The 24,453-nt window shown below is 33.9% G+C and carries 16 protein-coding genes and 2 pseudogenes; 13 read left to right on the plus strand and 5 right to left on the minus strand.

The window, feature by feature from the left end; genetic code table 11:
- The first annotated feature begins 35 nt into the window (after nucleotides 1–35).
- Complete coding sequence (locus tag IGB25_RS04065; RefSeq protein WP_211066275.1) at nucleotides 36–1,301, plus strand: tetratricopeptide repeat protein; 1,266 nt, start codon at nucleotides 36–38, stop codon at nucleotides 1,299–1,301.
- A gap of 72 nt (nucleotides 1,302–1,373) precedes the next feature.
- Here the strand turns inward: IGB25_RS04065 and hpf are convergent, their stop codons facing one another.
- Nucleotides 1,374–1,676 (minus strand): ribosome hibernation-promoting factor, HPF/YfiA family, encoded by a 303-nt coding sequence (gene hpf / locus IGB25_RS04070; RefSeq protein ID WP_211066276.1) that lies wholly within the window; start codon nucleotides 1,674–1,676, stop codon nucleotides 1,374–1,376.
- 245 nt (nucleotides 1,677–1,921) lie between these two features.
- Between hpf and IGB25_RS04075 the strand changes: the two genes are divergently transcribed.
- Genes IGB25_RS04075 through IGB25_RS04105 form a run of 7 tightly spaced genes read left to right on the plus strand, consistent with a single transcriptional unit; the run spans nucleotide 1,922 to nucleotide 12,515 of the window.
- Nucleotides 1,922–3,865, plus strand: coding sequence for an alpha-1,4-glucan--maltose-1-phosphate maltosyltransferase (locus IGB25_RS04075; protein ID WP_211066277.1), 1,944 nt, complete (start codon nucleotides 1,922–1,924; stop codon nucleotides 3,863–3,865).
- Nucleotides 3,865–5,499 carry a trehalose synthase gene (locus IGB25_RS04080; protein WP_211066278.1) on the plus strand — a complete coding sequence of 545 codons (1,635 nt, stop codon included), beginning with the start codon at nucleotides 3,865–3,867 and terminating at the stop codon, nucleotides 5,497–5,499. Before IGB25_RS04075 ends, IGB25_RS04080 begins: the two co-directional genes overlap by 1 nt.
- Nucleotides 5,492–7,396 carry a 1,4-alpha-glucan branching protein GlgB gene (glgB, locus tag IGB25_RS04085; RefSeq protein ID WP_211066279.1) on the plus strand — a complete coding sequence of 635 codons (1,905 nt, stop codon included), beginning with the start codon at nucleotides 5,492–5,494 and terminating at the stop codon, nucleotides 7,394–7,396. The genes IGB25_RS04080 and glgB overlap by 8 nt, the downstream gene beginning before the upstream one ends.
- A 48-nt stretch (nucleotides 7,397–7,444) precedes the next feature.
- Nucleotides 7,445–9,856 carry a glycoside hydrolase family 31 protein gene (locus IGB25_RS04090; protein ID WP_211066280.1) on the plus strand — a complete coding sequence of 804 codons (2,412 nt, stop codon included), beginning with the start codon at nucleotides 7,445–7,447 and terminating at the stop codon, nucleotides 9,854–9,856.
- Nucleotides 9,846–10,766: a DUF368 domain-containing protein gene (locus IGB25_RS04095; RefSeq protein ID WP_211066281.1), complete on the plus strand. Its 921-nt coding sequence runs from the start codon at nucleotides 9,846–9,848 to the stop codon at nucleotides 10,764–10,766. Before IGB25_RS04090 ends, IGB25_RS04095 begins: the two co-directional genes overlap by 11 nt.
- Nucleotides 10,767–10,768: 2 nt before the next feature.
- Nucleotides 10,769–11,794: a DUF368 domain-containing protein gene (locus IGB25_RS04100; protein WP_211066282.1), complete on the plus strand. Its 1,026-nt coding sequence runs from the start codon at nucleotides 10,769–10,771 to the stop codon at nucleotides 11,792–11,794.
- The gene (locus tag IGB25_RS04105; RefSeq protein WP_211066283.1) at nucleotides 11,787–12,515 is read left to right on the plus strand and encodes a shikimate dehydrogenase; all 729 of its coding nucleotides are present in this window, start codon (nucleotides 11,787–11,789) and stop codon (nucleotides 12,513–12,515) included. Before IGB25_RS04100 ends, IGB25_RS04105 begins: the two co-directional genes overlap by 8 nt.
- A gap of 1 nt (nucleotide 12,516) precedes the next feature.
- Here the strand turns inward: IGB25_RS04105 and IGB25_RS04110 are convergent.
- The 3 genes and pseudogenes from IGB25_RS04110 to IGB25_RS04120 form a co-directional block, all read right to left on the minus strand.
- A pseudogene (locus IGB25_RS04110) lies at nucleotides 12,517–14,240 on the minus strand (sodium:solute symporter family protein).
- 5 nt (nucleotides 14,241–14,245) lie between these two features.
- Nucleotides 14,246–14,629: a Rid family detoxifying hydrolase gene (locus IGB25_RS04115; RefSeq protein ID WP_211066284.1), complete on the minus strand. Its 384-nt coding sequence runs from the start codon at nucleotides 14,627–14,629 to the stop codon at nucleotides 14,246–14,248.
- Between the two features lie 15 nt (nucleotides 14,630–14,644).
- On the minus strand, nucleotides 14,645–17,374 hold the full coding sequence (locus IGB25_RS04120; protein WP_211066285.1) for a putative LPS assembly protein LptD: 2,730 nt from the start codon (nucleotides 17,372–17,374) through the stop codon (nucleotides 14,645–14,647).
- Between the two features lie 66 nt (nucleotides 17,375–17,440).
- On the opposite strand from IGB25_RS04120, the gene IGB25_RS04125 reads away from it, so the two are divergent.
- The 5 genes and pseudogenes from IGB25_RS04125 to IGB25_RS04145 all read left to right on the plus strand — a co-directional run bounded on the left by IGB25_RS04125 (nucleotide 17,441) and on the right by IGB25_RS04145 (nucleotide 22,157).
- On the plus strand, nucleotides 17,441–18,595 hold the full coding sequence (locus IGB25_RS04125) for an N-acetylmuramoyl-L-alanine amidase (RefSeq protein ID WP_211066286.1): 1,155 nt from the start codon (nucleotides 17,441–17,443) through the stop codon (nucleotides 18,593–18,595).
- Between the two features lie 30 nt (nucleotides 18,596–18,625).
- Nucleotides 18,626–19,573 (plus strand): MlaD family protein, encoded by a 948-nt coding sequence (locus tag IGB25_RS04130; RefSeq protein ID WP_247653607.1) that lies wholly within the window; start codon nucleotides 18,626–18,628, stop codon nucleotides 19,571–19,573.
- Between the two features lie 8 nt (nucleotides 19,574–19,581).
- A pseudogene (locus IGB25_RS04135) lies at nucleotides 19,582–20,906 on the plus strand (4Fe-4S dicluster domain-containing protein).
- Between the two features lie 15 nt (nucleotides 20,907–20,921).
- On the plus strand, nucleotides 20,922–21,359 hold the full coding sequence (locus IGB25_RS04140) for an HAD family acid phosphatase (protein ID WP_211066287.1): 438 nt from the start codon (nucleotides 20,922–20,924) through the stop codon (nucleotides 21,357–21,359).
- Nucleotides 21,360–21,365: 6 nt separating this feature from the next.
- Nucleotides 21,366–22,157: a (Fe-S)-binding protein gene (locus IGB25_RS04145; protein ID WP_211066288.1), complete on the plus strand. Its 792-nt coding sequence runs from the start codon at nucleotides 21,366–21,368 to the stop codon at nucleotides 22,155–22,157.
- A 77-nt stretch (nucleotides 22,158–22,234) separates the two neighbouring features.
- Here the strand turns inward: IGB25_RS04145 and IGB25_RS04150 are convergent, their stop codons facing one another.
- Nucleotides 22,235–24,415, minus strand: a complete 2,181-nt coding sequence (locus IGB25_RS04150) for a polyribonucleotide nucleotidyltransferase (RefSeq protein WP_211066289.1) — start codon at nucleotides 24,413–24,415, stop codon at nucleotides 22,235–22,237.
- Nucleotides 24,416–24,453 lie beyond the last annotated feature (38 nt).

Here is a 24,453-nt window from a genome sequence, read left to right on the forward strand (position 1 = left end):
TAAATAAAAGAAAACAAAACCCAAAATTTTAAATGATGAAAACAACAATTTTTTCACTATTATTAATGTGCTTTGTCATAACAACTTATGCACAAAAAAAAGAAATCAGAAAAGCTGAAGATGCTGTAGAAGACAAAGCATTTGACGAAGCTAAATCTTTGCTAAAACAAGTAGAAAACACTTATAAAGAAGAAAATGAAAAATGGCAATCAACCTATTTGCTCACTAAAGGTAAAGCCTATCTCGCCAATGGTATAGGATCTCCTTTTGAAGACCTGAAAACAGCGACTGAAGCTTTTCAACAAGCCATTGAGTTGGGAAAAGATGTTGAAGAAGCCCAAAAAGGATTAGATGACGTTAGAGCGACCTTGGTCAACAGTGCTGTAGAAGACCAAGAAAAACAAAAAGACCTTATAGTCGCCGATAAGCTTTACAAAGCTTATGAATTAGGAAAACAAGACACATTATATCTTTACTACGCCGCATCTAGTGCAGTGAATGGTAGAGATTATGACAGAGCCTTAAAATATTATAAACAACTTTTAGACCTCAACTTTGATGGTTCTCAAGTCCTTTACCAAGCAACGAATGTTGAGACAGGAGTGGTTGAAACTTTTGGCAATAAAACTCTTAGAGATGCATCTGTGAAGTCTGGCTCTCACAAAGATCCAAAAGATATTAATTCACCTTCAAAAACAGGCGAAATTGCTAAAAATATATCATTGATTTATATTGAACAAAACAAGCCCGAAAAAGCAATTGAAGCCATGAAACGCGCAAAACAAGAAAATCCAGACGATGTTGCTTTAATGCAAGCAGAAGCTGATTTGTATTACAATTTGGGCAATATCAAAAAGTATAACGAAATCATGTCTTCAATTGCAGAAAAAAATCCTAACGACCCAATTGTGTTTTATAATCTTGGAGTCAGTGCTGAAAAATTAGAAGATTTTGATAAAGCCAAAAAAATGTATCAAAAAGCCATTGAATTAGACCCTGAAATGGCCAATGCCTATAACAATATTGCCAGTATTATCTTGGCAAAAGATAGAGAAATCACTGAAGAAATGAATAAGTTAGGTATGTCGCCTGCTGAAACCAAAAAATACGATGAGCTAAAAGCAGAAAAAATCAAAGTCCTTAAAACAGCTGTTCCTTATCTAAAGAAAACCATTGAGTTAGACTCAACAAACATCAATGCTATGAAATACTTGAAGAGTATTTACTATCAAACTCAAGAAAATGATAAAGCTGAAGAAATTGATAAGTTGATTAAAGAAGCAGAAAGTAAACAAGAATAGTTTAAATATTATTCAGTATAAAAAAAAGCGGTTGAAACATTTCAACCGCTTTTTTTTTGATGCTACCCCAAATTAATGCGTAGTCATTTTTTCTTTCTTCTTCTGAAGTTGACGCTTAAGTTCATCTATACTTTTACTGATTGCGACTTCAAAGTTTTTTTCATTTGAAGAGGTAAAAATATTTTGCCCAGGTGCACTGATTTCTATTTCACATATCATTCCACTTTCAGGACTAGAAGTGTTTTCTTTTTTGAAATAGACTTCAGCTCTAACAATCCAACTGTATCTGTCCTTTAATTTGTTTAGGCGTTTTGAGGTAAATTCTTCAAGACGTTCACTTGCTGATACATGTATATAATTAAAATTAATATCCATAACTTTTGTGTTTAAGTTTTTACTAAGATAACAATAAATCACAAAGTTATTAAATCCTTTTAAACCTTAACTGATTTTTATCATAGTTCAGAACTTTTGGCTAAGCTTGTCAGACAATTTTCATACAACAAAAGACTTTATATATTCTAGAAATGGTATCGATTAGTTTTAAATTTAAAAATTATACAAGCTTTTTTTTGTAAAACATTTAAAAATTCCCTTACTTTAACGTCAAAACCAAAATAATGATTAAACAGCAACGTATTGTCATCGAAAATGTAATTCCACAACTCAACTGTGGTCATTTTTTTATAAAACGTGTTGTTAACGAAATTGTCAACATTTCAGCAGATATTTTAGGAGATGGACACGATGTTATTCAAGCTGAAGTTGAAGTAAAACATCAAGACAATAAACACAACTTTTCTGTAAGATTGCATCCTGAAGTCAATGATGTGTTTAAGGGCTTTTTCCACGTGGTGCATCAAGGTTTCTATACCTATAAACTCAGAGCTTGGGTTGATCACGCTTTAAATTGGCACCACGGGATTTCTGCAAAAATTGCCGCTGAAACCCACGTCAAAAGTGAACTTCTCGAAGGTGTTCAATATTTGGAAGTTTTGAAAGATAAAATCAGAAATGAAGATGATTTGAATTTTGTCAAACATTTAATTGACTTATTTCAAGACAAAAACCAATATCAAGAAGCCTGCAATAACGCAATATCAGAAAGGCTAAAACAACTCTTTATCGATTATCCTACAAAAAAGTTTGCTACAGAAACACAAGATTTTCAAATCTATGTGGATAGAGAAAAAGCAAGATTCAGCACTTGGTATGAGTTTTTTCCACGTTCATCTTCACAAAATAAAGCTCAACACGGAACATTTAAAGATTGTGAACGCTTGTTAGAGCGGGTTTCAAAAATGGGTTTTGATACTTTGTATTTTCCACCAATACATCCTATTGGAGAAAAAAACAGAAAAGGAAAAAACAACACCACTCAAGCGGAGCCTGACGATTCTGGCGTGCCTTGGGCAATTGGCTCAAAACTTGGTGGTCACAAAAGCATTCATCCTGATTTGGGTAGCCTTGACGATTTCAAAACACTTATTCATAAAGCAAAAGAACTCGGTATTGAAGTGGCAATAGATCTAGCATTTCAAACAGCTCCAGACCATCCTTACCTTACTGAACATCCCGAATGGTTCAAGTTTAGACCTGATGGAAGCATTCAATATGCTGAAAATCCACCTAAAAAATATCAAGATATAGTCAATTTTAATTTTGAATGTCAGGCTGTTGATGAACTGTGGAATGAACTATTAAGCATTGGCTTATATTGGGCTGAGCAAGGCATTAAAGTATTTAGAGTGGACAATCCACACACCAAACCCTATAGATTTTGGAATTGGTTCATAGACAATATCAAAAAAGAATATCCAGATACTTTGTTTTTGTCTGAAGCGTTTTCAAGACCTAAAGTAATGCAACAGTTGGCAAAACAAGGCTTTAGTCAATCTTATACTTATTTTACCTGGCGCGTGGATAAAGGCGAATTAATTGAATACATAAACGAGCTGACCAAATCAGAAATGAAAGAGTATTTTAGACCTAATTTTTGGGTCAATACACCAGATATCAATCCTTATCATTTACAAGGGGCTAATGAAACTATGCACATCATCCGCTACGTGCTTGCAGCAACTTTATCCAGTAGCACAGGAGTTTACGGACCTGTTTTTGAACAAATGCACAACGAAGCGGTGATTGGCAAAGAAGAATATCTCAATTCTGAAAAATATGAAATCAAACATTGGGATTGGTTTGTTGAAAATAAAATCACCCATTTGATTTCTAAAATCAACCACATCCGAAAAACCCAATTGAGTTTACAACAAACCAATGATATAGAATTTTGTAGCATTGAAAATGAAAAACTTCTCGGCTACTTGAAATGGAATCAAGAAAAAAATAATTTTGTTTTGGTGGTTGTTAATCTCGATTCGTATTACACTCAAAAAGGGATGTTAAGATTACCTTATGAAGCTTTAAAACTCAATGCTGGTCAACATTTTAAATTAACCGACCTCATTACTGATGATTATTACGATTGGTATGACGAGTGGAATTATGTCGAACTTAACCCTTCATTACCATTTCATATTTTTAAATTAGAAATAGCTTAATGTCAGAAAAAAAAGACCATATCAATAATATATTTAAATATGATTCCCAGTGGGATGATCTATTCAACAACAAGAGATTTATCAATGAATTTTGCAGTGATGTTTTAGAAGATTATATCCAATTGCAACGCTGGTATGGTGGTAAAGCCAGTGCATTAAAATATATAGGTATTGAAGATTTTTTTAAAATTGAAGACGAAAACGATTTATTTTATGGTGTAGTTTTAGAAGTTAATTTTAAAGAAGCATTTGTTCAAGAATATTTTATGCCCATTGGTTTGGTCAAAGAAAAAGATTATGTTGACCACAACATCATTGCAAGAATAGATTTGAATGGCGAACGTGGTTATCTCGTTGATGCTACACTTTTAGAATCCTTTAGAGCTCAAATTTTTAATAAAATAGTCGAAGGCGATAAGCATAAATACAATCAAGTTGAATATCGACGCGGTCGAAAATGCAAAGATAACGCATATAAAAGTTCAAAGTTTTTAAACGCAGAACAGAGCAATACCTCAATTGTTTTTAATGACAAATACATTTTAAAGTTTTTTAGACGAGTTTACACCGACCAAAACCCAGATTATGAAATCAGTAAATACCTGACTAACAAAGGTTATTTTACAAATACACCAGGCTATTCAGGAAGTATTACACTGAGATTTAGCGATAAAAATATTATGACCTTAGCTTTGATGCAAGAGTTGATCCCTAATCAAGGTGATGCTTGGGAATATTTTGTCAACAATATTGAAAAAGCCTATAAAAAACTCGCTGAAAATAATTACAATATCAAATCGCTAAAAATCCTTAAAAAATACAAACAAATAAGCTTAAATGATATCGATCCAAAACTGCTTCAGTGGTTTGATAAAGAGATATTTGAAGATGTTGAAAAATTAGCTCTCAGAACTGCCGAAATGCATATCTCACTAGGCATGGAACGCATCAATGCCAGTTTTACACCAACGCCATACACTTATGATTACACCGTTTGGCTCAAAAACCGATTGATGTATATGTTAGACAACCGTATCAATCTTTTAGAAAACAATATACACAAACTCGATGGTATGATGCTTGAAATGGCAAATGACCTTTTGGACAACAAAAAAGAAGTGAAAAAACGCTTTTTAGATTTTGACGAAAGTAAACTCAAAAGCGAACGCATCCGTGTACACGGAGATTATCATCTCGGGCAAGTGCTTGTTCAAAACCGCGATTTCTATATCATTGATTTTGAAGGCGAACCCGAAAGTACCATTCGAGACCGAAAAGTTAAACAACCACCGCTTAAAGACGTTGCAGGTATGTTTAGGTCGTTTAATTATGCCATTTATGCCACTATATTTAATAACCTCAACCAATACAATCATTCCAGAGAAGAATTATTTCACAGTGCAGAAGTAATCTATACTAATATGGTAGGTGTGTTCTTAAACACTTATATTCAAAAAGTTCAAAACAACAATTTGAATATAGGTTATCTCAAAGAAATTGAATTTTTATTAGAATATTGTTTGCTTGAAAAAGCCATATATGAATTAGGTTATGAACTTAATGCCAGACCGCGTTGGTCTATTATTCCGCTTAAAGGAATTGTAAACATTTTAAAACACAACAAAAATGAATAAAGTCAAAGTACACAGCTTATTTTCAGATTTTGATATTGAGCTTTTTAAATCCGGTAAACACTATAGGCTTTATGAAAAATTAGGCTCTCACTTGATGACTGTTGATGGAGTAGAAGGGACTTATTTTGCTGTTTGGGCTCCATCAGCCAAAAAAGTATCTGTTATAGGCAATTTCAACTATTGGATTGAAGGCGAACATCAATTGAATGTCAGATGGGACGAAAGCGGCATTTGGGAAGGTTTTATACCTGGCGTAAAACAAGGCGATATCTACAAATACAAAATTCTTTCTCATAACAACGACATCAAAACTGAAAAAGCAGATCCCTTTGCTAAACGTTGTGAACATCCACCAAAAACTGCTTCTGTGGTTTGGAAATTAGACAAAAAATGGAAAGACGGTACTTGGATGCAAAACAGAAAATCTAAAAACTCAATTAAATCTCCATTTTCTGTATATGAAGTCCACTTGGGATCTTGGAAAAAAATAGTTGAAGAAGACAGGAGTTTAAGCTTTTTAGAATTGGCAGAAGATTTGGTAAAACATGTCAAATCACTCAATTTTACTCATGTAGAATTTATGCCCATTATGGAATATCCATACGACCCGAGTTGGGGTTATCAAATTACGGGCTATTTTGCACCAACCTCAAGATTTGGTTATCCAGAAGAATTTATGAGTTTGGTAGAAAAATTTCATCAAAATGATATTGGAGTCATTTTAGATTGGGTACCATCACATTTTCCCGAAGATGCTCACGGTTTAGGCTTTTTTGACGGTACGCACTTATATGAACATCCACACAGAAACAAAGGTTATCATCCTGATTGGAAGTCATTGATTTTTAATTACGGTCGAAATGAAGTCAAGGCTTTTTTGATCAGCAATGCTTTGTTTTGGTTAGACAAATACCATGTTGATGGCTTAAGAGTTGATGCCGTAGCTTCAATGCTTTATCTTGATTATTCCAGAGAAGAAGGTGAGTGGGAACCAAATATTTATGGTGGAAACGAATATCTTGAAGCCGTCTCATTCATCAAAGAATTTAACGAAGAAGTTTATAAAAATTATCCAGATGTTCAGACCATTGCCGAAGAATCAACGAGTTATCCAAAAGTTTCAAAACCTACATTTTTAGGCGGTCTTGGCTTTGGGATGAAATGGATGATGGGTTGGATGAACGATACTTTAGAATATTTCTCTAAAGAACCTATTTACAGAAAACATCATCACAACGAATTGACTTTTAGCTTGAATTACGCTTTTACTGAAAATTTTATGTTGCCCTTATCTCACGATGAAGTTGTTTATGGCAAGCGGTCTTTAGTTAATAAAATGCCAGGCGATCAGTGGCAAAAATTTGCCAATTTAAGATTGCTATTTGGCTATATGTTTACGCATCCTGGTACAAATTTAATTTTTCAAGGTGCCGAATTTGGACAATACGACGAATGGAATTTTCAAAAAAGCTTGGATTGGCATTTATTAGAAAACAATCTTAATCAAGGTATTTTAGAATTAGTCAAAAAACTCAATTCAGTTTATCAATCAGAATCAGCCCTGTATGACCAACAATTTATACCCGAAGGTTTTCAATGGATTGACTATAATGACGCAGAAAATTCAGTTTTATCCTTCATCAGAAAAGACAAAGATGAACACAAATTAATCGTGGTTTGCAACTTTACACCTGTTCCACGTGAGAACTATCGTATTGGTATTGAGGGTGTTAAATCGATTAAGCTCCTACTTAACTCTGATGATAAAATCTACGGCGGAACAGGCTATTACAAAAATTCAAATCCAAAAATTGAAACCGTAGAACATCACGCCAAAAATACATCGGTAAATCTCGACTTACCTCCTTTAGGATTTTTAATTTTTAAAGCGGTTTAAACAAACCAAATCTTATATTTGCGTTGTGAAAAATCAATCACTTAAACTATGATAACAAACACCGAGTTGCATTTGTTAGGAAATCAATTTCCTGATGAAATCGTTTCTTTTGATCAAAATGTTGATAAATTATATTTTAAAACCAAAAACAATATTGTTTTAGAACTTAGCGTATTAAGAGACAGTGTTTTAAGATTTAGATATGGAACAAGAGGACAGTTAGAAGAGGATTTTTCTTATGCTATTTCTGATAAAATCATCAAAGGATATAACAAACTTGAAGTTGCTGAAGATGTTGAAAACTATATCGTTACCACATCAAAGTTGGTCTGTAAAATAGAAAAGAAAAGTCTTCAAAAGAAAATATATGATATTAATGGTCAGCTTATCAATGAAGATGAGTTGGGATTTCATTATGAAGAGTTTTACGAAAAAGGCGGCAACGTTGTAAAAATGAGTAAAATAACTCAAGAAAAAGAAGCCTTTTACGGCATGGGTGACAAACCTATGCATTCTAATTTAAGAGGTAAACGCATTCAAAACTGGCTAACAGACGAATACGCCTTTACCAAAGATAAAGATCCAATATACAAGGCTGTTCCATTTTATATAGGTATGCATCATCAACAAGCATACGGGATTTTTTTTGACAACTCATTTAAAACATTTTTTGACTTTTGTCAAGAACGGCACAACATCACGAGTTTTTGGGCTCAAGGTGGTGAGATGAATTACTATTTTATTTATGACCCAAAAATGGAAAACGTAGTCAGCAATTATACAAATTTAACAGGTCATGCTGAACTACCACCATTATGGGCGTTGGGCTATCATCAATCTAAATGGAGTTACTATCCTGAAAGTCGATTTAGAGAAATTGCTCAAAAGTTTAGAGAACTTAAAATTCCTTGTGACGGTATTTATCTCGACATTGATTATATGGATGGTTTTAGGTGTTTTACTTGGAACAAAGAATACTTTCCAGATCCGAGAAAAATGGTCAAAGAATTGGCTGATGATGGTTTTAAAACCATTGTAATAATTGATCCAGGAATAAAAATTGATGATGAATACGACATTTATAAACAAGGTATTGAAAAAGATTATTTCTGCAAACGTGCTGACGGACCACATATGATTGGTAAAGTTTGGCCTGGTGAATGTTGTTTTCCTGATTTCACAAAACCAGAAGTGAGAGAATGGTGGGCAGATTTATATAAAGAATTGATTTCAGAAGTTGGTGTCAAAGGCGTTTGGAATGATATGAACGAACCTGCGGTAATGGAAGTACCTAACAAAACTTTTCCCGATGATGTCAGACACGATTACGACGGTCATCCTTGTAGCCACAGAAAAGCACATAATGTTTATGGCACACAAATGGCAAGAGCCACTTTTGAAGGCGTCAAAAAATATGCTTATCCTAAAAGACCTTTTGTGATTACTCGTTCAGCTTATAGCGGTGCTCAGCGATATGGCACGTCATGGACAGGCGACAATGTAGCCACGTGGGAACACTTGTGGCTTGCCAATGTCCAAATTCAACGTATGAATCTATCAGGAATGGCGTTTTCAGGCTCAGATATTGGTGGATTTGCAGAGCAACCCAACAGCGAATTGTTTGTCAGATGGATTCAACTTGGGGTGTTTCATCCGTTTTGCAGAACGCACTCAAGCGGTCATCACGGCGACCAAGAACCTTGGAGCTTTGATGATGAAGTGACTGACATCACCAGAAAATTTATTGAGCTACGCTATACGCTTTTACCTTATTTATACACAGCATTTTATCAGTATTCAACAGAAGGAATTCCTATAGTAAAACCTTTGGTTTACTTTGATCAAGACGATCCACAAACCCATTTTAGAACAGATGAATTTATTTTTGGAAACAAAATTTTAGTTTGTCCAATTTTGGAACCCAACTCCAAAGGGCGACGAATGTATTTTCCGAGAGGCGAGTGGTATAACTTTTGGGACAATACACGTTTTAGCGGTGGTAAAGAAATGTGGGTCGATGCTGATATGGACAGTCTTCCTGTGTATGTCAAAGCTGGTGCTATTATTCCGAGATATCCTGTTCAACAATACGTTGGAGAACTTGAAATTAAAGAATTAAAACTTGACATCTATTTTAAATTTGGCGAAGAAAAGTCACAAGTTTACGAAGATGCTCAAGATGGTTACGATTATCAAAAAGGGCGATATAGCTATAGAAATTTTAAACTAACTGGCAAAAAAGATGATTTAATCATCACTCAACACAAACTCGGAAAGTATAACACCGAATACGATTATTTTAAAATTAATTTGATTGGCTTGCCATTTGATATATTTGAAATTGAAATTGACAACGTAAAAGTGAGTTTAGACGAATTAGAATTTGATGAGTCCAAAACCAATTTCAAAATCACCAAGAATTTTTCTGAAATTCACATCAAATCAAACAATGACCGATAGAAAGTTTAAAGATTATATTCTTGTTTCTCTCAAAGGAATAGCCATGGGTGCGACCGATGTTGTACCTGGCGTTTCTGGTGGGACAATTGCCTTTATTACTGGGATTTACGAAGAGTTGGTCACCAGCATTAGCAATGTTGATTTTAGTTTATTAAAAACTTGGAAACAACGCGGTTTTTTAGCAATGTGGAAACAACTCAACGGTTCTTTTTTGTTGTCATTAATCATCGGAATTGGCATTAGTATTTTGTCTTTGATGAAATTGATGAAATATCTCTTAGAAACACATCCTGTGATGGTTTGGTCGTTTTTCTTTGGCTTGGTTTTGGCCAGTGTTTGGTATATTGGCAAGCAAATTCCGAAATGGAAATTGAGCTATATCATTGCTTTAATCATAGCTTCGGTTGTGGCTTATTTCATTACAACTTTGACTCCAGCTGGTGAAACGCAAAGCTTATTGTATTTGTTTTTTTGTGGTGCTTTAGCCATTTGTGCTATGATTTTACCAGGCATTTCAGGTGCATTTATTTTGGTATTGTTAGGTGCTTACAAACAAATTATAGAAGCTGTCAGTAATTTAGAAATCAAAACTGTAGCCGTTGTTGTTGCTGGAGCTATAGTTGGATTGCTTTCTTTTTCTCGACTTTTAAAATGGCTGTTTCAACGTTATGAAAACTTGACTCTCTCTATTTTAACCGGTTTTATTATTGGGTCTCTCAATAAAATTTGGCCGTGGAAAAACATTATTGATTCAGAAATTATACACGGTAAAGAAGTTATTTTAAGTCAAAAATCAGTTTGGCCTAATGCTTTTGAAGGCAATCCACAAATTTTATCAGCAGTTGTTCTTTCTATTTTGGGTTTTGCGCTAATTTTAATCTTAGAAAAGTGGTCGTATAAGAAGTCATAAGTATGGAAGCCACTCGCAGTTTTACAGACAAAATTCTGCTCGTAGTAAAAGGAATTGCTATGGGTGCGACTAATAAAGTTCCAGGCGTTTCTGGAGGTGTTGTTGCTTTTGTGGCTGGCTTTTATGAAGAGTTTATTTATTCCTTACAAAAATTTAATACCAAAGCTTTAAAGTTGATTTTTAATGGAAGGTTTAGAAGCTTTCTACAATATATCAATTACAAATTTATCAGCCTTCTTGTTTTAGGTATGATTATCAGTTATTTCAGCGTATCAAAAATATTAGACTATTTGATATTAAGATTTGAAATATACGTTTGGGCTACATTTTTTGGAATGATTTTAGGTTCTATATATTATCTCAGTATTGATTTTAACTTAAAGTCAAAAGCACAGATTTTGTTTATTATTTTAGGTACAATTTGCGGTTTATTCATTAGTTTTTTAGAGCCAGCAACACAAAATGATAACCTTTGGTTTGTGCTACTTTGTGGCTTTGTCAGTGTTTCTGGTATGACTTTGCCGGGTTTATCTGGTTCGTTTTTGCTTATCTTGATGGGAAATTATGTGTTGCTTTTAGTCGATTCTGTCAATGCACTTTATGATACTATAGCTGAAATTATTCAGTGGGATTTTAACTTTGTCGATAATGCTCAACGCATTCATTTACTAAAAATATTAGGGGTTTTTACAGCAGGTTCAATCTTAGGATTAGTGAGTATTTCTCATATTTTGGGTTATGTGATGAAACGTTTTAAAGATATTACTTTTGCAACTATCATTGGGTTTATTACTGGAAGTCTGGGCGTGGTTTGGACTTGGAAAGAAAAAATATATGATAGAAATAAATTTGGTGAAATTTTGTATGATTCAAATCATCAACCTATCATTAAAAATTATCAACGCTTTTGGCCAGATTTTAGTTCATCATCAACTTATATCGCTATTTTTTTTATACTTATTGGTGTTTCTGTTATTTTATTTTTAGTTTGGTATGATAAACGAAATAAGACATCACGCTATGCTTAAATACGGTTTAATAGGAAAAAATATAGCCTACTCATTTTCAAAAACTTATTTTAATCAAAAGTTTAAAGACTTAAATATTGATGCCGTTTATGAGAATTTTGATATCGATAATATTTTAAAAATCAAAACTGTATTGAATCGCGAAAAAAACCTTAAAGGTTTAAATGTGACTATTCCATACAAAGAAAGTGTAATTGAATTTTTAGACGAATTAGATAAAACAGCAAAAGCCGTTGGAGCGGTAAATACCATCAAAATTGTGAACAATAAGTTACACGGTTTTAATACCGACGTTTATGGATTTATGACCTCGCTGTTTCCTTTGTTAGAAAAACACCATCAAAAAGCCTTAGTTCTAGGATCTGGTGGTGCTTCAAAAGCGATTTGTTATGCCTTAAAATCTTTTGATATTAGCTATAAAATAATATCAAGACAACCCCAACAACATCAAATTGGTTATGCAGATATCGATGAAAAATTAATGAAATCTCACTATCTAATTATCAACTGTACGCCACTTGGCACTTATCCTAATATAGAAGATGCACCAAATATTCCATATCAATATTTAACTTCAAAACACTTGTTGTATGATTTGGTTTACAATCCTAAAATCAGCACGTTTTTAGCTCAAGGTAAAGCACAAAAGACCAAAATATGCAACGGCTACAATATGCTAAAATTTCAAGCTGAAAAAGCCTGGAAAATTTGGAATCAGTAATTTATATCTTTTTCCAAAATTTATAAACCACTATCGAACAAATCACACATATCAATGCTGAAAATAGAGTAGAAGTGAAGTTGCCAAAAATAGCTTGTCCAATACCAAAAAGAAGAGCATAAACACCGATAGTTGCGACCAAAAATGAACTGATTTGGTATCTGAAATTATGAAATTTTGACGTGTTATTAAACGCTTTTTGATCAAAAGATTTTAAGGTTTCTTTGTTGCTCGGGTTTGTCAATAAACTTACGCATATCCATGCCAAACTAGTGATGACAACACCATAGATGAGTTCTTCGTATTGCTGAATTTCAAACCAGAAATAATTATTTTTCTTATTGATAAAAAACACCAAAGCAATAACAAATGAAACCAACATTGCAGTAATTTCACTATAAGGATTTATACGATACCAAAACCATCTCACAATAAATAACAAGCCCGTTCCGGCACCGATCTGCAAAAGCAAGTCAAAGGCGTCTTTAGCTTCTTCTAAAACAAAAGCCAACAAAGCTGATAGCACCATCATAATCAATATAGAAAGTCTTCCAATGAGGACTTGCTGTTTAGAAGAAGCTTCAGGTTTGATAAATCTGACATAAAAATCGTTGACAATATAGCTACTGCCCCAATTCAAGTGGGTTGAGATTGTACTCATAAATGCTGCAATGAGCGATGTAACAACGATACCGATCAAACCCGCGGGTAAAAGCTGAAGCATAGCCGCATAAGACAAATCATTTTTGATAAATTCAGGACTAAGGTTTGGATATGCATGTTGAAGGTCAACGAGATTTGGATAAATCACAATTGAAGCCAAACCCATAATGATCCACGGCCAAGGTCTGATGGCATAATGCATGACATTAAAAAACAAGGTAGCCAAGGTGGCGTGTTTTTCGTTTTTTGCAGCCAGCATACGTTGAACAATATAGCCACCGATGCCAGGTTCAGCACCAGGATACCAAACACTCCACCATTGAACGGCTAATGGAATTACAAAAAGCGGAACATAAACTTCTGGTTGATTAAAATCAGGAAACATACTGAGTTTATCTTGAATATCAACCTGTTGTATTAAATTTTGAATACCACCTATCTCAGGTCTATTGACCACATAAATACTATTTAAATGCTACCTGTCATTGCAATAATAAATTGAACAAAATCAGTAATCAACACACCTTTTAAGCCACCTAACATTGAATAAAAGGCTGTAATGCTACAAGCAATAATTAAAGATTTTGTTGCAGAAAAACCAAAAAGAACATGACCGATTTTGATGGCGACTAAACAAACCGTTGCCATAATTACGATATTAAAAAACACACCAAGATACAAAGCTCTAAATCCCCTTAAAAATGAAGCACTTTTGCCGCTATAACGCAACTCATAAAACTCCAAATCGGTTGTGATACCAGTTCTACGCCAAAGTTTAGCATAAAAGAAAACCGTAAGCATTCCTGTCAATAGAAAACTCCACCACACCCAATTGCCACTGATGCCATCTTGTCTAACGATTCCAGCAACCAAACCTGGCGTATCGGCGACAAATGTTGTTGCCACCATAGAAACCCCAAGAACCCACCAAGGCATATTTCTGCCAGACAAAAAGAAGTTTGAAGCACTTTTGCTACTATATTTTAAGGTGTAAATTCCTATAAATAAGCTTAAAGCAAAAAAGCTTCCAACAATGACCCAATCTATAAAGGATAAACTCATAGGCTTTAGTCTGTACCAGCTATGAGGCTAATTTCTATATTGACATCTTTAGGCAACTTGGCAACTTGAACCGTTTCTCTTGCGGGTGCATTTTCAGGTTTAAAATATTGACTATAGACTGAATTGACAACTTCAAAATCTGACATTTCTTTTAAAAATATACTCACTTTAATAACGTGTTCAAAATTCAAATTGGCTTTGTGAAGAATGGCTTTTAAATTTTTAAAAACTTGATGCGTTTCTATTTCTATAGAATCTTGAACTAAATTTCCATCCAAATCCAAAGCAATTTGTCCAGAAGTGAATAGTAAGTTTCCAAATTTTACAGATTGATTATATGGGTAGATAGGTTTTGGTGCGTGGTTAGAATTGATGATTTGCTTTGTCATATGTTGTCTGTTTTATTAATTTAAAGTTCTGTCGGGTTCACGATTTTTATCATATTTAATATCTCTAAATATACCTGATTTTATACCGATAAAGAAAAACCAAGATCTTCTATTTCCAATAGGTTGCCAGTTAAAACTCATTTGCCAACTTTTTAAATCTCTACTAAATCTAAGTTGAGTAAATGTAAACCCAGGATTGACCAAGTCAAAGCCTGACGAACCTCCAATTGACCAACGTGGTGACAAATCAATATCACCTGAAAACATAATAGAATGACTAGAAATTTCATTTTGTCTAGCCGTATTGTTATAGGTCATAGTATATTGAAAATTAAGTGACCAAGGTGGTTTGTAGTTATAAAATTCGTTCTCGTCGGTTTTGGGTTCGTCTTTTTTACCTCTTGGGTTTAGACGATTGTTTAAAGGATTTCCACTACCGAACAAATCATCAGGGCGTCCACCATTTAAAAATGTGTCGTCATTTAAGTTTTCTTCTTCTTCTTCGTCTTCATCATCATCATCTCCTTTTGTAAAATCTTTATCAGATAGTCTATATCCGAAACTCATGTTAGCACGTGTCAACCTAAACAGACTTCCACCGTTGTTTATATTCAAAGTATTGATACGTCTATTATTACTATCTAAAGCATAAATATCTAATGCACCATTAAAATTGATGTTTAATTTTTCATCAAATAAAGGAATATTTCCTCTCACAGATATTGGACTTAATTTTAAAGAATCGGCTGCAAAATTATAACTGGTATTAAACCCGAGATTACTCAATAGTTTTACTTTTTTGTAAGCTTCATCGCCTGTTAGTGTAGTATCTTTTTTTCTAACTTTGGCTTCAAAATCATTGGTTAAACCAAAAGACATACTACTGGAAAAATTAGGGTTTGGAGATCCATATAATGTGCCGTCAAATCGCGATACTTGTCGTGTTCTATCAGGTGCTGTTCCAACACCTGGAATAGTAATTTGTTCAAAAAACTCATCAAAACCAGGATTGATAGAGTAGGAGACACTTGGTCTCATGACATGCCGAATGGCTTTGATTTTTTTATCATCACCAAATTTAAACATCCCATAAACGGTTGTTCCAATACTAGCTTGTGCATTGTAAGTTCGGTAAGAATCAAATCCGTTGATGGTATCGCGTTGAATGGTTTGCGTTTCTTCGTCAAAAAAAGGGTCAAAGGTTTTGAACACCCAAGTTTCTTGATAGTTAACACCAGTTGACATACTAAAATGCTCAAAAATTTTAAAGTTTGTGGTAATAGGAATGCTGTGTTGTAACCCCATATTCATATCTTTAAACATTTGGGACTTAAAAAATAAAGAATCTGTAGTTTGAATACGGTTTTCTCCTCTTAAATTATATTGAAGGTTAATGTTTTCTAAGGCTCCTTTTTTTGCTCTAAATTCAGGTTCAAACGGATAAATACGATTGATGCTAAACTGTAAGGTCGGCAAGGTCATGTTAATTTGTTCTGTATTAGTATTTTGACTATGCGTAGCAGAAAGTGTTAAATTCATACCTGGCTCACCTTCAAATGTTTTGGAATAGGATACAGAAGAATTAAATGAATTGTTTAAAGTATTACCTGTATTAAGTTGATTGATAGATTGTCTAAAATATTTACTAGAACCCACATTAACCGAAGCCGAAAACCTAGAACTCGGATTAGCTTTTTGGTCTTGACTATGATTCCATGTAAGGTTAAAAATCTGCTGTTCAGAAAAATTAGGAAAACCACGTTCTTCAGTTAAAAGTCTTTCAATTCTAAGACTAAATCTGCCACCAAAACTGTATCTCAAAGCATAGTTAGAGTCAAATCTTAAACCATAACTACCATTAGAATAAATATCGCCAAGCACTTTTAAATCCACATAATCGTTGATAGCAAAATAATATCCACCATTTTGAAGACCAAAACCACGATTTCTACTATCAGCATAAGACGGAATGATAAACCCAGAAGTCTGTGAGTCTGATAGTGGAAAAAAACCATACGGCAAACCAATAGGTGTGGGAACGTCAGCAATATACATGTTGACCAATCCTGTAACTACTTTTTTGTCAGGGACAAATTTTATTTTTCGGGCAAGAAAATAATATTCTGGATTTTCAATATCTTCAGATGTGGTAAACTTGGCGTTGCGCATATAGAAGACCGAATCGTTTACCCGTTTTGAAGCTTCGGCAATGATATTCAGTTCGCCATCTTTGGTTCTTGAATTATAGATCAAAGCTTTTTTGGTTTTATAATTAAAGAAGATACTATCAGGTTCTACAACATTGCTTCCTTGTTTAAAAACCGGTCGTTGGGTATAACCCGTTGAATCTTTTATTCCAGCGGCAAACACGTTGTCATTATTGTTATTCAAGATGATAATACCTGCAGTTAGCTCAATATCACCATACACAACTTTGGCTTTGTCATACAGATACATTTTGTTTTCAGCCCTTGAAAGACGTTGATAAGCTGCGACTTCTTTTTTTACAATATCTGTAAGTGCAAGACTATTTACGGTGTCTGTCTTTACGCTATCTTTGACAGTAACAGGTTGTAGTCTTATAATATTTTTTGATTGAAAATCTATTGTATCTTTTTGAATAATGTCTTTCTTATGAAGACTATCTGGTGTTGATGGCAAGTCGTTATTATCAATTTGGGCATGAATATTGAGACTAAACCCAATACAAATGAATAAAAGTATATGTAGTATTCTTGCCTGCAAGATTTATAGTCGTATTTTTGTTTTTAAGATAGCTTTATAAAAACCGTCAAAATTACATATTATTAAATGAATAGATTACAAAAATTAAAATTAAAGCTTCAAAGTGATTTTAAAATTAACTTACTCCAAAAACACTTGGCTTTTGCGTTTATTGTTATTTTAAGTGTATTTAATAATTTTCAAATTCAAGCCCAATCTCAACAGCTCTTTAAAGTTGTTATCGATGCTGGTCATGGTGGAAAAGATACAGGAACCCATGGATATGGTGTTTATGAAAAAGATGTTGTGCTTGATGTGGTACTAAAAGTTGGTGCAAAACTTAGACAACACAAAGATATTGAGCTAATCTATACACGACAAAAAGACGAGTTTATCGGTTTAAACGAAAGAGCCGTTATTGGCAACAAGGCCAAAGCAGATTTGTTTGTATCAATCCATTGTAACGGCGTAAGAAGCGACTCGCCATATGGTAGCGAGACCTTTGTTTTAGGGCTTCACCGAAACCAAGATAATCTTGAAGTTGCTATGAAAGAAAACCAAGTGATCGAATTAGAAGAAAATTACGAAGAAAAATATGGTGGATTTGATCCTAAAACACCAGAATCTTATATTGGGTTTAGTTTAATGCAAGAAGAATATTTAGACCAAAGTATTTTGTTGGCAGATTATATTCAAAAAAACTTTACTCAAAATTTGAAACGAAAAAATCGCGGGGTAAAACAAGCTGGATTTTTAGTTTTAAGAGAAACATATATGCCTAGTGTTTTGGTGGAGTTAGGTTTTTTATCAAATAAAAGTGAAAACAATTTTTTGAAATCAGAAAAAGGGCAAATGCATTTGGCAGAGCAAATTAGTCAGGCTATCATCAATTATAAAAATGCACTTCATATTGAAAGTGAAGAAGAATTAGTAGCATCGTCTGATGTACAAAAAAACAAAGATACAAGCGACGAATACAAAGCCACATTTTACGTACAAATTGTCGCTACAAAACGTAAAATTAAAGCAAGTTCTGAAAATTTTAAAGGATTATCTCCTATTTCAAGAGTTAAAGAAGGCGATTTGTATAAATATAGATTTGCAGAATCTCACTCTCATAAGTATATACAAAACAAGCTTTTAGAAGCAAAAGACAAAGGTTATAAAGGTGCATTTATCATTGCCTACTTAGGCGATAAAAAAATTAGTATTGAACAAGCCTTGAAAACCCAAATCAAATAATTATTTTTACCCTAACTAAATTCATCGTCTGTGAAAATTTCTAAAGAACTAAGAGTTGGTCTTATGGCTATTGTTGCGATAGCTTTACTCATATTTGGGTATAATTTTTTAAAAGGAAAAAACATTCTTGAAGATTCAAGAACTTTTTATGCAGTTTACGACCAAGTTGAAGGTTTGAAACCATCTTCTGCTGTTACCATCAACGGTCTTCAAATTGGTTCTGTGACCAACATCAATATCAGAGATGACGCAAAATTGGTGGTTACTATGAACATCAAAAATAATTTTCCTTTTGCTGAAACAAGTATTGCTAAAATCTATGGTGGTGATTTAATTGGTGGAAAATCTATTGCTATTGTTCCAGACTTTAAAAACAATGAACAAGCCAAATCTGGCGACACCCTACAAGGCAAAATAGAAGCAGGTTTATTAGAACTCGTAAACGACCAATTATCTCCACTACAAACTAAAGTAGAAAGTGTAGTAACAAGTATAGATACCATGGTGCGGTCTGTCAACTATGTATTAGATATAAGAACAAGAGAATCTATTAAAAAATCGATTAATGATTTTAATAAAACCGTAAAACACCTAAACTCAACTACTGAAAATGTAGATTTTGTTTTATCAGAAAACCTTGATGATATTCAAAATGTGATAAAAAATGCTTCTGAAACATCAGAAAGATTAAAGCAATTTTCAGATACTTTATCTAAAGTAGAAATCAATAAAATGGTGAATAATATCAATACAACAATAGCTAACATCAACAATATTACCCAAAAAATTGATAGTGGCGATGGAAGTTTAGCCAAATTCATAAACGATGATAGACTATATGTCAATCTCGAAAAAGCTTCAAAACAACTTGAAGAATTGTTGCAAGATATAAAACTCAATCCTAAACGATACGTACATTTTTCTGTATTTGGAAAAAAGAATAAAAAATACGAAAAACCAGAAAATCGAGACCAATAATTAATATGATGACTTATATTCCACAAATACTATTTGTTTTAGCTTTAGCATTTTCAATTTGGTTTTTTGCTCGAAATATCAAAAGGCTAAGAAGAAATATTCTGTTAGGTAAAGATATTGATAAATCCGACCAAAAGCCAAAACGATTAAAGAAAATGATACGTGTTGCCTTAGGGCAATCAAAGATGGTTACCCGACCTGTTGCAGGAGTTCTGCATGTTTTGGTCTATCTTGGTTTTGTGATCATCAATATAGAAGTTTTAGAAATTATTATTGATGGTGTTTTAGGCACGCATCGCATATTTGCTTTTTTAGGACCAGTTTATGATGTTTTAATAAGTTGCTTTGAAGTTATAGCCTTATTGGTTTTAATCAGTGTAATATTATTTTGGATACGACGTAATATTTTAAAAATCAAACGTTTTTGGTCTAAAGAAATGACTTCTTGGACCAAAAATGACGCTAACAATATTTTATACTTTGAAGTTGTGTTGATGGTGTTGTTTTTAACTATGAATGCTACAGATTATCAATTGCAACTAAACAATGCAGAACATTATAGCCAAGCTGGTGCATTTCCCATCAGTCAATATTTAATGCCGTTGTTTGATGGATTATCAAACACAACGCTTATGGCAATAGAACGTTCAGCATGGTGGTTGCATATCCTTGGTATTCTTTTCTTTCTTAACTATTTATACTACTCAAAGCATTTACACATTTTATTGGCATTTCCTAATGTTTATTATTCAAAACTAAAACCCAAAGGTCAATTTAGCCACAACGAAACCGTGGCTAAAGAAGTTAAAATGATGATGGATCCCGAAGCTGATCCATACGCAAGACCAGCTGAAGATGAAGATGATGTGCCTGAAAAATTTGGTGCAAGCGATGTCATTGATTTGAATTGGTTTCAACTTCTAAATGCTTATACCTGCACAGAATGTGGTCGATGTACTTCTGAATGTCCAGCCAATCAAACAGGTAAAAAATTATCGCCACGAAAAATAATGATGGATACCAGAGATAGGATAGAAGAAATAGGTGAAAACATCAACAAAAATGGTGAGTTTAAACCTGACGATAAACAACTTTTAGACAATTATATCAGTAGAGAAGAGTTGTGGGCTTGTACCACTTGCAATGCTTGTGTAGAAGCTTGTCCAGTTGGTATTGACCCGCTTTCTATTATTATGGAAATGAGACAGTATTTAGTCATGGAAGAAAGTGCAAGACCTGCAGAATTAAATAATGCTATGACCAATATAGAAAACAACGTCGCACCGTGGTATATAATCAACAAGACCGTTTAAATTGGGTTCAAGAAATCTAACCAAAAACATTTAAAATGTCTAACAAAAAACAAGACGACAAGCTTTTACAAAAAACCTTAGATGGCGACAAACATATAAGCCCGATGTTGCCCGATCATATCAAAAACTATTTAATTGATATTGATGGTACTATAACAGAAGACATCCCAAATGAAGAACCCGAACGTATGGCAACTTGTGAGCCATTTCCTGATGCCTTAAAAACATTGAATAAATGGTATGAAAAAGGACATCGCATCTGTTTTTTTACTTCAAGAACCGAAGAACATAGAGAAATAACAGAAAAATGGCTTAAAAAACACGGGTTTAAATACCACAGTTTGCTTATGGGCAAACCTCGTGGCGGAAATTATCATTGGATTGATAATCATTTAGTTAAAGCCACAAGATACAAAGGAAAGTTTACAGATTTAGTGATGAAAAACGTCAACATACAAGTATTTAAAGATTAGTGAATTATGAGTGAAAATATAAAAGTACCGACAATGGCAAACCTTATGGCAGAAGGCAAACAACCCGAAGTTTTGTTTTGGGTAGGTTGTGCTGGAAGTTTTGATGATAGAGCCAAAAAAATCACAAAAGCTTTTGTGAAAATACTTAACAAAATCAATATTGATTTTGCAGTTCTCGGAACCGAAGAAAGTTGCACGAGCGATCCTGCAAAACGTGCTGGAAATGAATTTTTGTTTCAAATGCAAGTCGCAACAAATATTGAAGTTCTAAACAACTACGAGGTTAAAAAAATAGTAACAACTTGTCCGCATTGTTTCAATACTTTAAAAAATGAATATCCCGCTTTAGGCGGTAATTATGAAGTTGTTCATCACACACAATTTTTAAAACAACTTCTCGATAAAGGTCAACTTAAAATAGAAGGTGGCGAGTTTAAAGGCAAACGTATTACATACCACGACCCGTGTTATCTCGGTCGAGCTAATGGCGAATATGAAGCACCACGAGAATTGTTAAGAAAGTTAGATGTTGAACTTGTGGAAATGAAAAGTTGCAAAAGTAGAGGTTTATGTTGTGGTGCTGGAGGAGCTCAGATGTTTAAAGATGCCGAGCCTGGTGACAAGGAAGTCAATGTACTCAGAACCGAAGAAGCTATAGAAACAAAACCTGAAGCCATAGCTGCTGGCTGTCCTTTTTGTAACACTATGATGACTGACGGTGTAAAAATCAAGGAAAAACAAGATAGCATCAAAGTTTATGATGTGGTTGAGATGATAGCAGAAGCTAGTGATTTGTAAGATTTGTTTATATCACATTAAATAAAAAAAGCCTGTCCAATAAATGACAGGCTTAGGTTTGAAAGTTTATAAATAAATTATTTTTTATGCTCTCTTCTTGAATTATCTCTATTAGGTCTTGATGGTCTTTCTTTGTAACCTTCTGGTTTAGGAAGTAAGGCTTTTCTAGAAACTTTTTCTTTTTTAGTTCTTGGATCAAAACCAAAGTATTTAACGTCTATAACATCACCAACATTAACCACATCGGTAACATTGTCTGTTCTGTCCCATGCCAATTCAGAAATGTGAAGTAAAGTTTCATTTCCTGGAGCATCAACATATTCTACCACAGCACCAAAATCGAGAATTTTAATGACTTTTACTTCATAGACACTTCCCTTTTCTGGTTTAAAAAGCATAGCTTCTATTTTTGCTAGAACTTTATCTATACCTTCTTGATTGGTTCCTAAAATTTCAACAATACCACTTTCAGTTTCTTCATCTTCATTGATAACAATAGTAGTGTTTGTTTCTTTTTGTAATTCTTGAATGGTTTTGCCACCAGGTCCAATTAAACTACCAATATAATCGCCAGGAATTGTGGTAGTTACAATTTTAGGAGCGTGAGCTTTAACAGATTTGTTTGGCTCAGCAATGGTTTCGGTAATTTTGTTCAAAATATGTAATCTACCTTCACGAGCTTGATTTAAAGCTTTAATCAAAATATCGTATGATAAACCTTTTACTTTAATATCCATTTGACATGCTGTGATACCATCTTCAGTACCTGTAACTTTAAAGTCCATATCGCCCAAATGATCTTCATCGCCTAAAATATCAGATAGCACTGCGTATTTTTCTCCTTCAGAAATCAATCCCATGGCAATACCTGAAACTGGTTTTTTGAGTTGAATTCCAGCATCCATCAAAGACATTGTTCCAGCACAAACCGTTGCCATAGAAGAAGAACCATTAGATTCTAAAACTTCAGAAACCACTCTTACAGTGTAAGGACAATCGTCTGGTATCATATTTTTCAAGGCACGTTGAGCTAAGTTGCCATGCCCAATTTCACGTCTTGAAGTTCCTCTAATAGGATAAGCTTCACCAGTACAAAAAGGAGGGAAGTTGTAGTGTAAATAAAAGGTCTCTTCGCCTTGATAAGTCGGGTTGTCAACCATATTGGCTTCTCTAGAAGTTCCTAAAGTAGTTGTAGCCAAGGCTTGAGTTTCGCCTCGAGTAAATACAGCAGAGCCATGAGTTGAAGGTAAATAATCAACCTCGCACCAAATCGGTCTGATTTCAGTAGTTTGGCGTCCGTCTAAACGTATTTTTTCGTTAAGGGTTAAATCTCTAACGGCATTTTTATGAACTTCTTTAAAGTATCTTGAAATCATACCGCCAAACTCTTCTTTTTCTTCTTCTGTAAACAAAGCTTTGACATTGTCTTCAATTTCAGAAAAAGCTTCTGAACGTTCTTTTTTTGACAATCCTTTTTTGGCTACATCATAACAAGCTTGATATGCGGCATCGTGAACTTTTTGCTTTAAATTTTCGTCCTCTTTAGCGGTTTCGTATTCACGAGTTGGTTTTTTGCCTACTTGTTCAACAAGTTTTCTTTGAACTTGGCATTGTTTTTTGATGGCTTCATGAGCAAACTTAATAGCTTCGGTCATATCTTCTTCAGAGCATTCAAGCATTTCACCTTCTACCATGGAAACGCTGTCTTCAGAAGCACCAACCATCATATCGATATCAGATTCTTCAAGCTGAGAACGGCTGGGGTTGATGATAAATTCACCATTGACTCGACCAACTCTAACTTCAGAAATAGGATACTCAAACGGAATGTCTGAAAGTTGAATAGCGAGAGAAGCGACAAGACCAGCAAGGGCATCGGGCATCACTTCGTCATCATGAGACATAAGTTGAATCATAACTTGAGTTTCAAACTTATAATCACTTGGAAATAAAGGTCTTAAAACTCTATCAACAAGACGCATTACTAAGATTTCTTCATTGCTTGGTCGAGCTTCGCGTTTCATAAAACCTCCAGGATAGCGACCTGCAGCAACAAATTTTTCTCTATAATCTAAAGTTAAAGGAAAAAAGTCCATACTTGTGGGATTATAAGATGATACAACTGTGCACAGCAATACTGCATTGCCCATTCTGACTTCTACAGCACCATGAGCTTGTTTAGCGAGTTTTCCAGTTTCGATAGAGATTTCTCTACCTTCGCCGAGGTCAATGACCTCTTTAAATGTTTTTGGAATCATAATAATTTTAATTTAAGTTTCCGTCTTTCGTGACGGTC

Source organism: Flavobacterium sp. CS20 (assembly GCF_018080005.1).
Lineage (GTDB): Bacteria > Bacteroidota > Bacteroidia > Flavobacteriales > Flavobacteriaceae > Psychroflexus.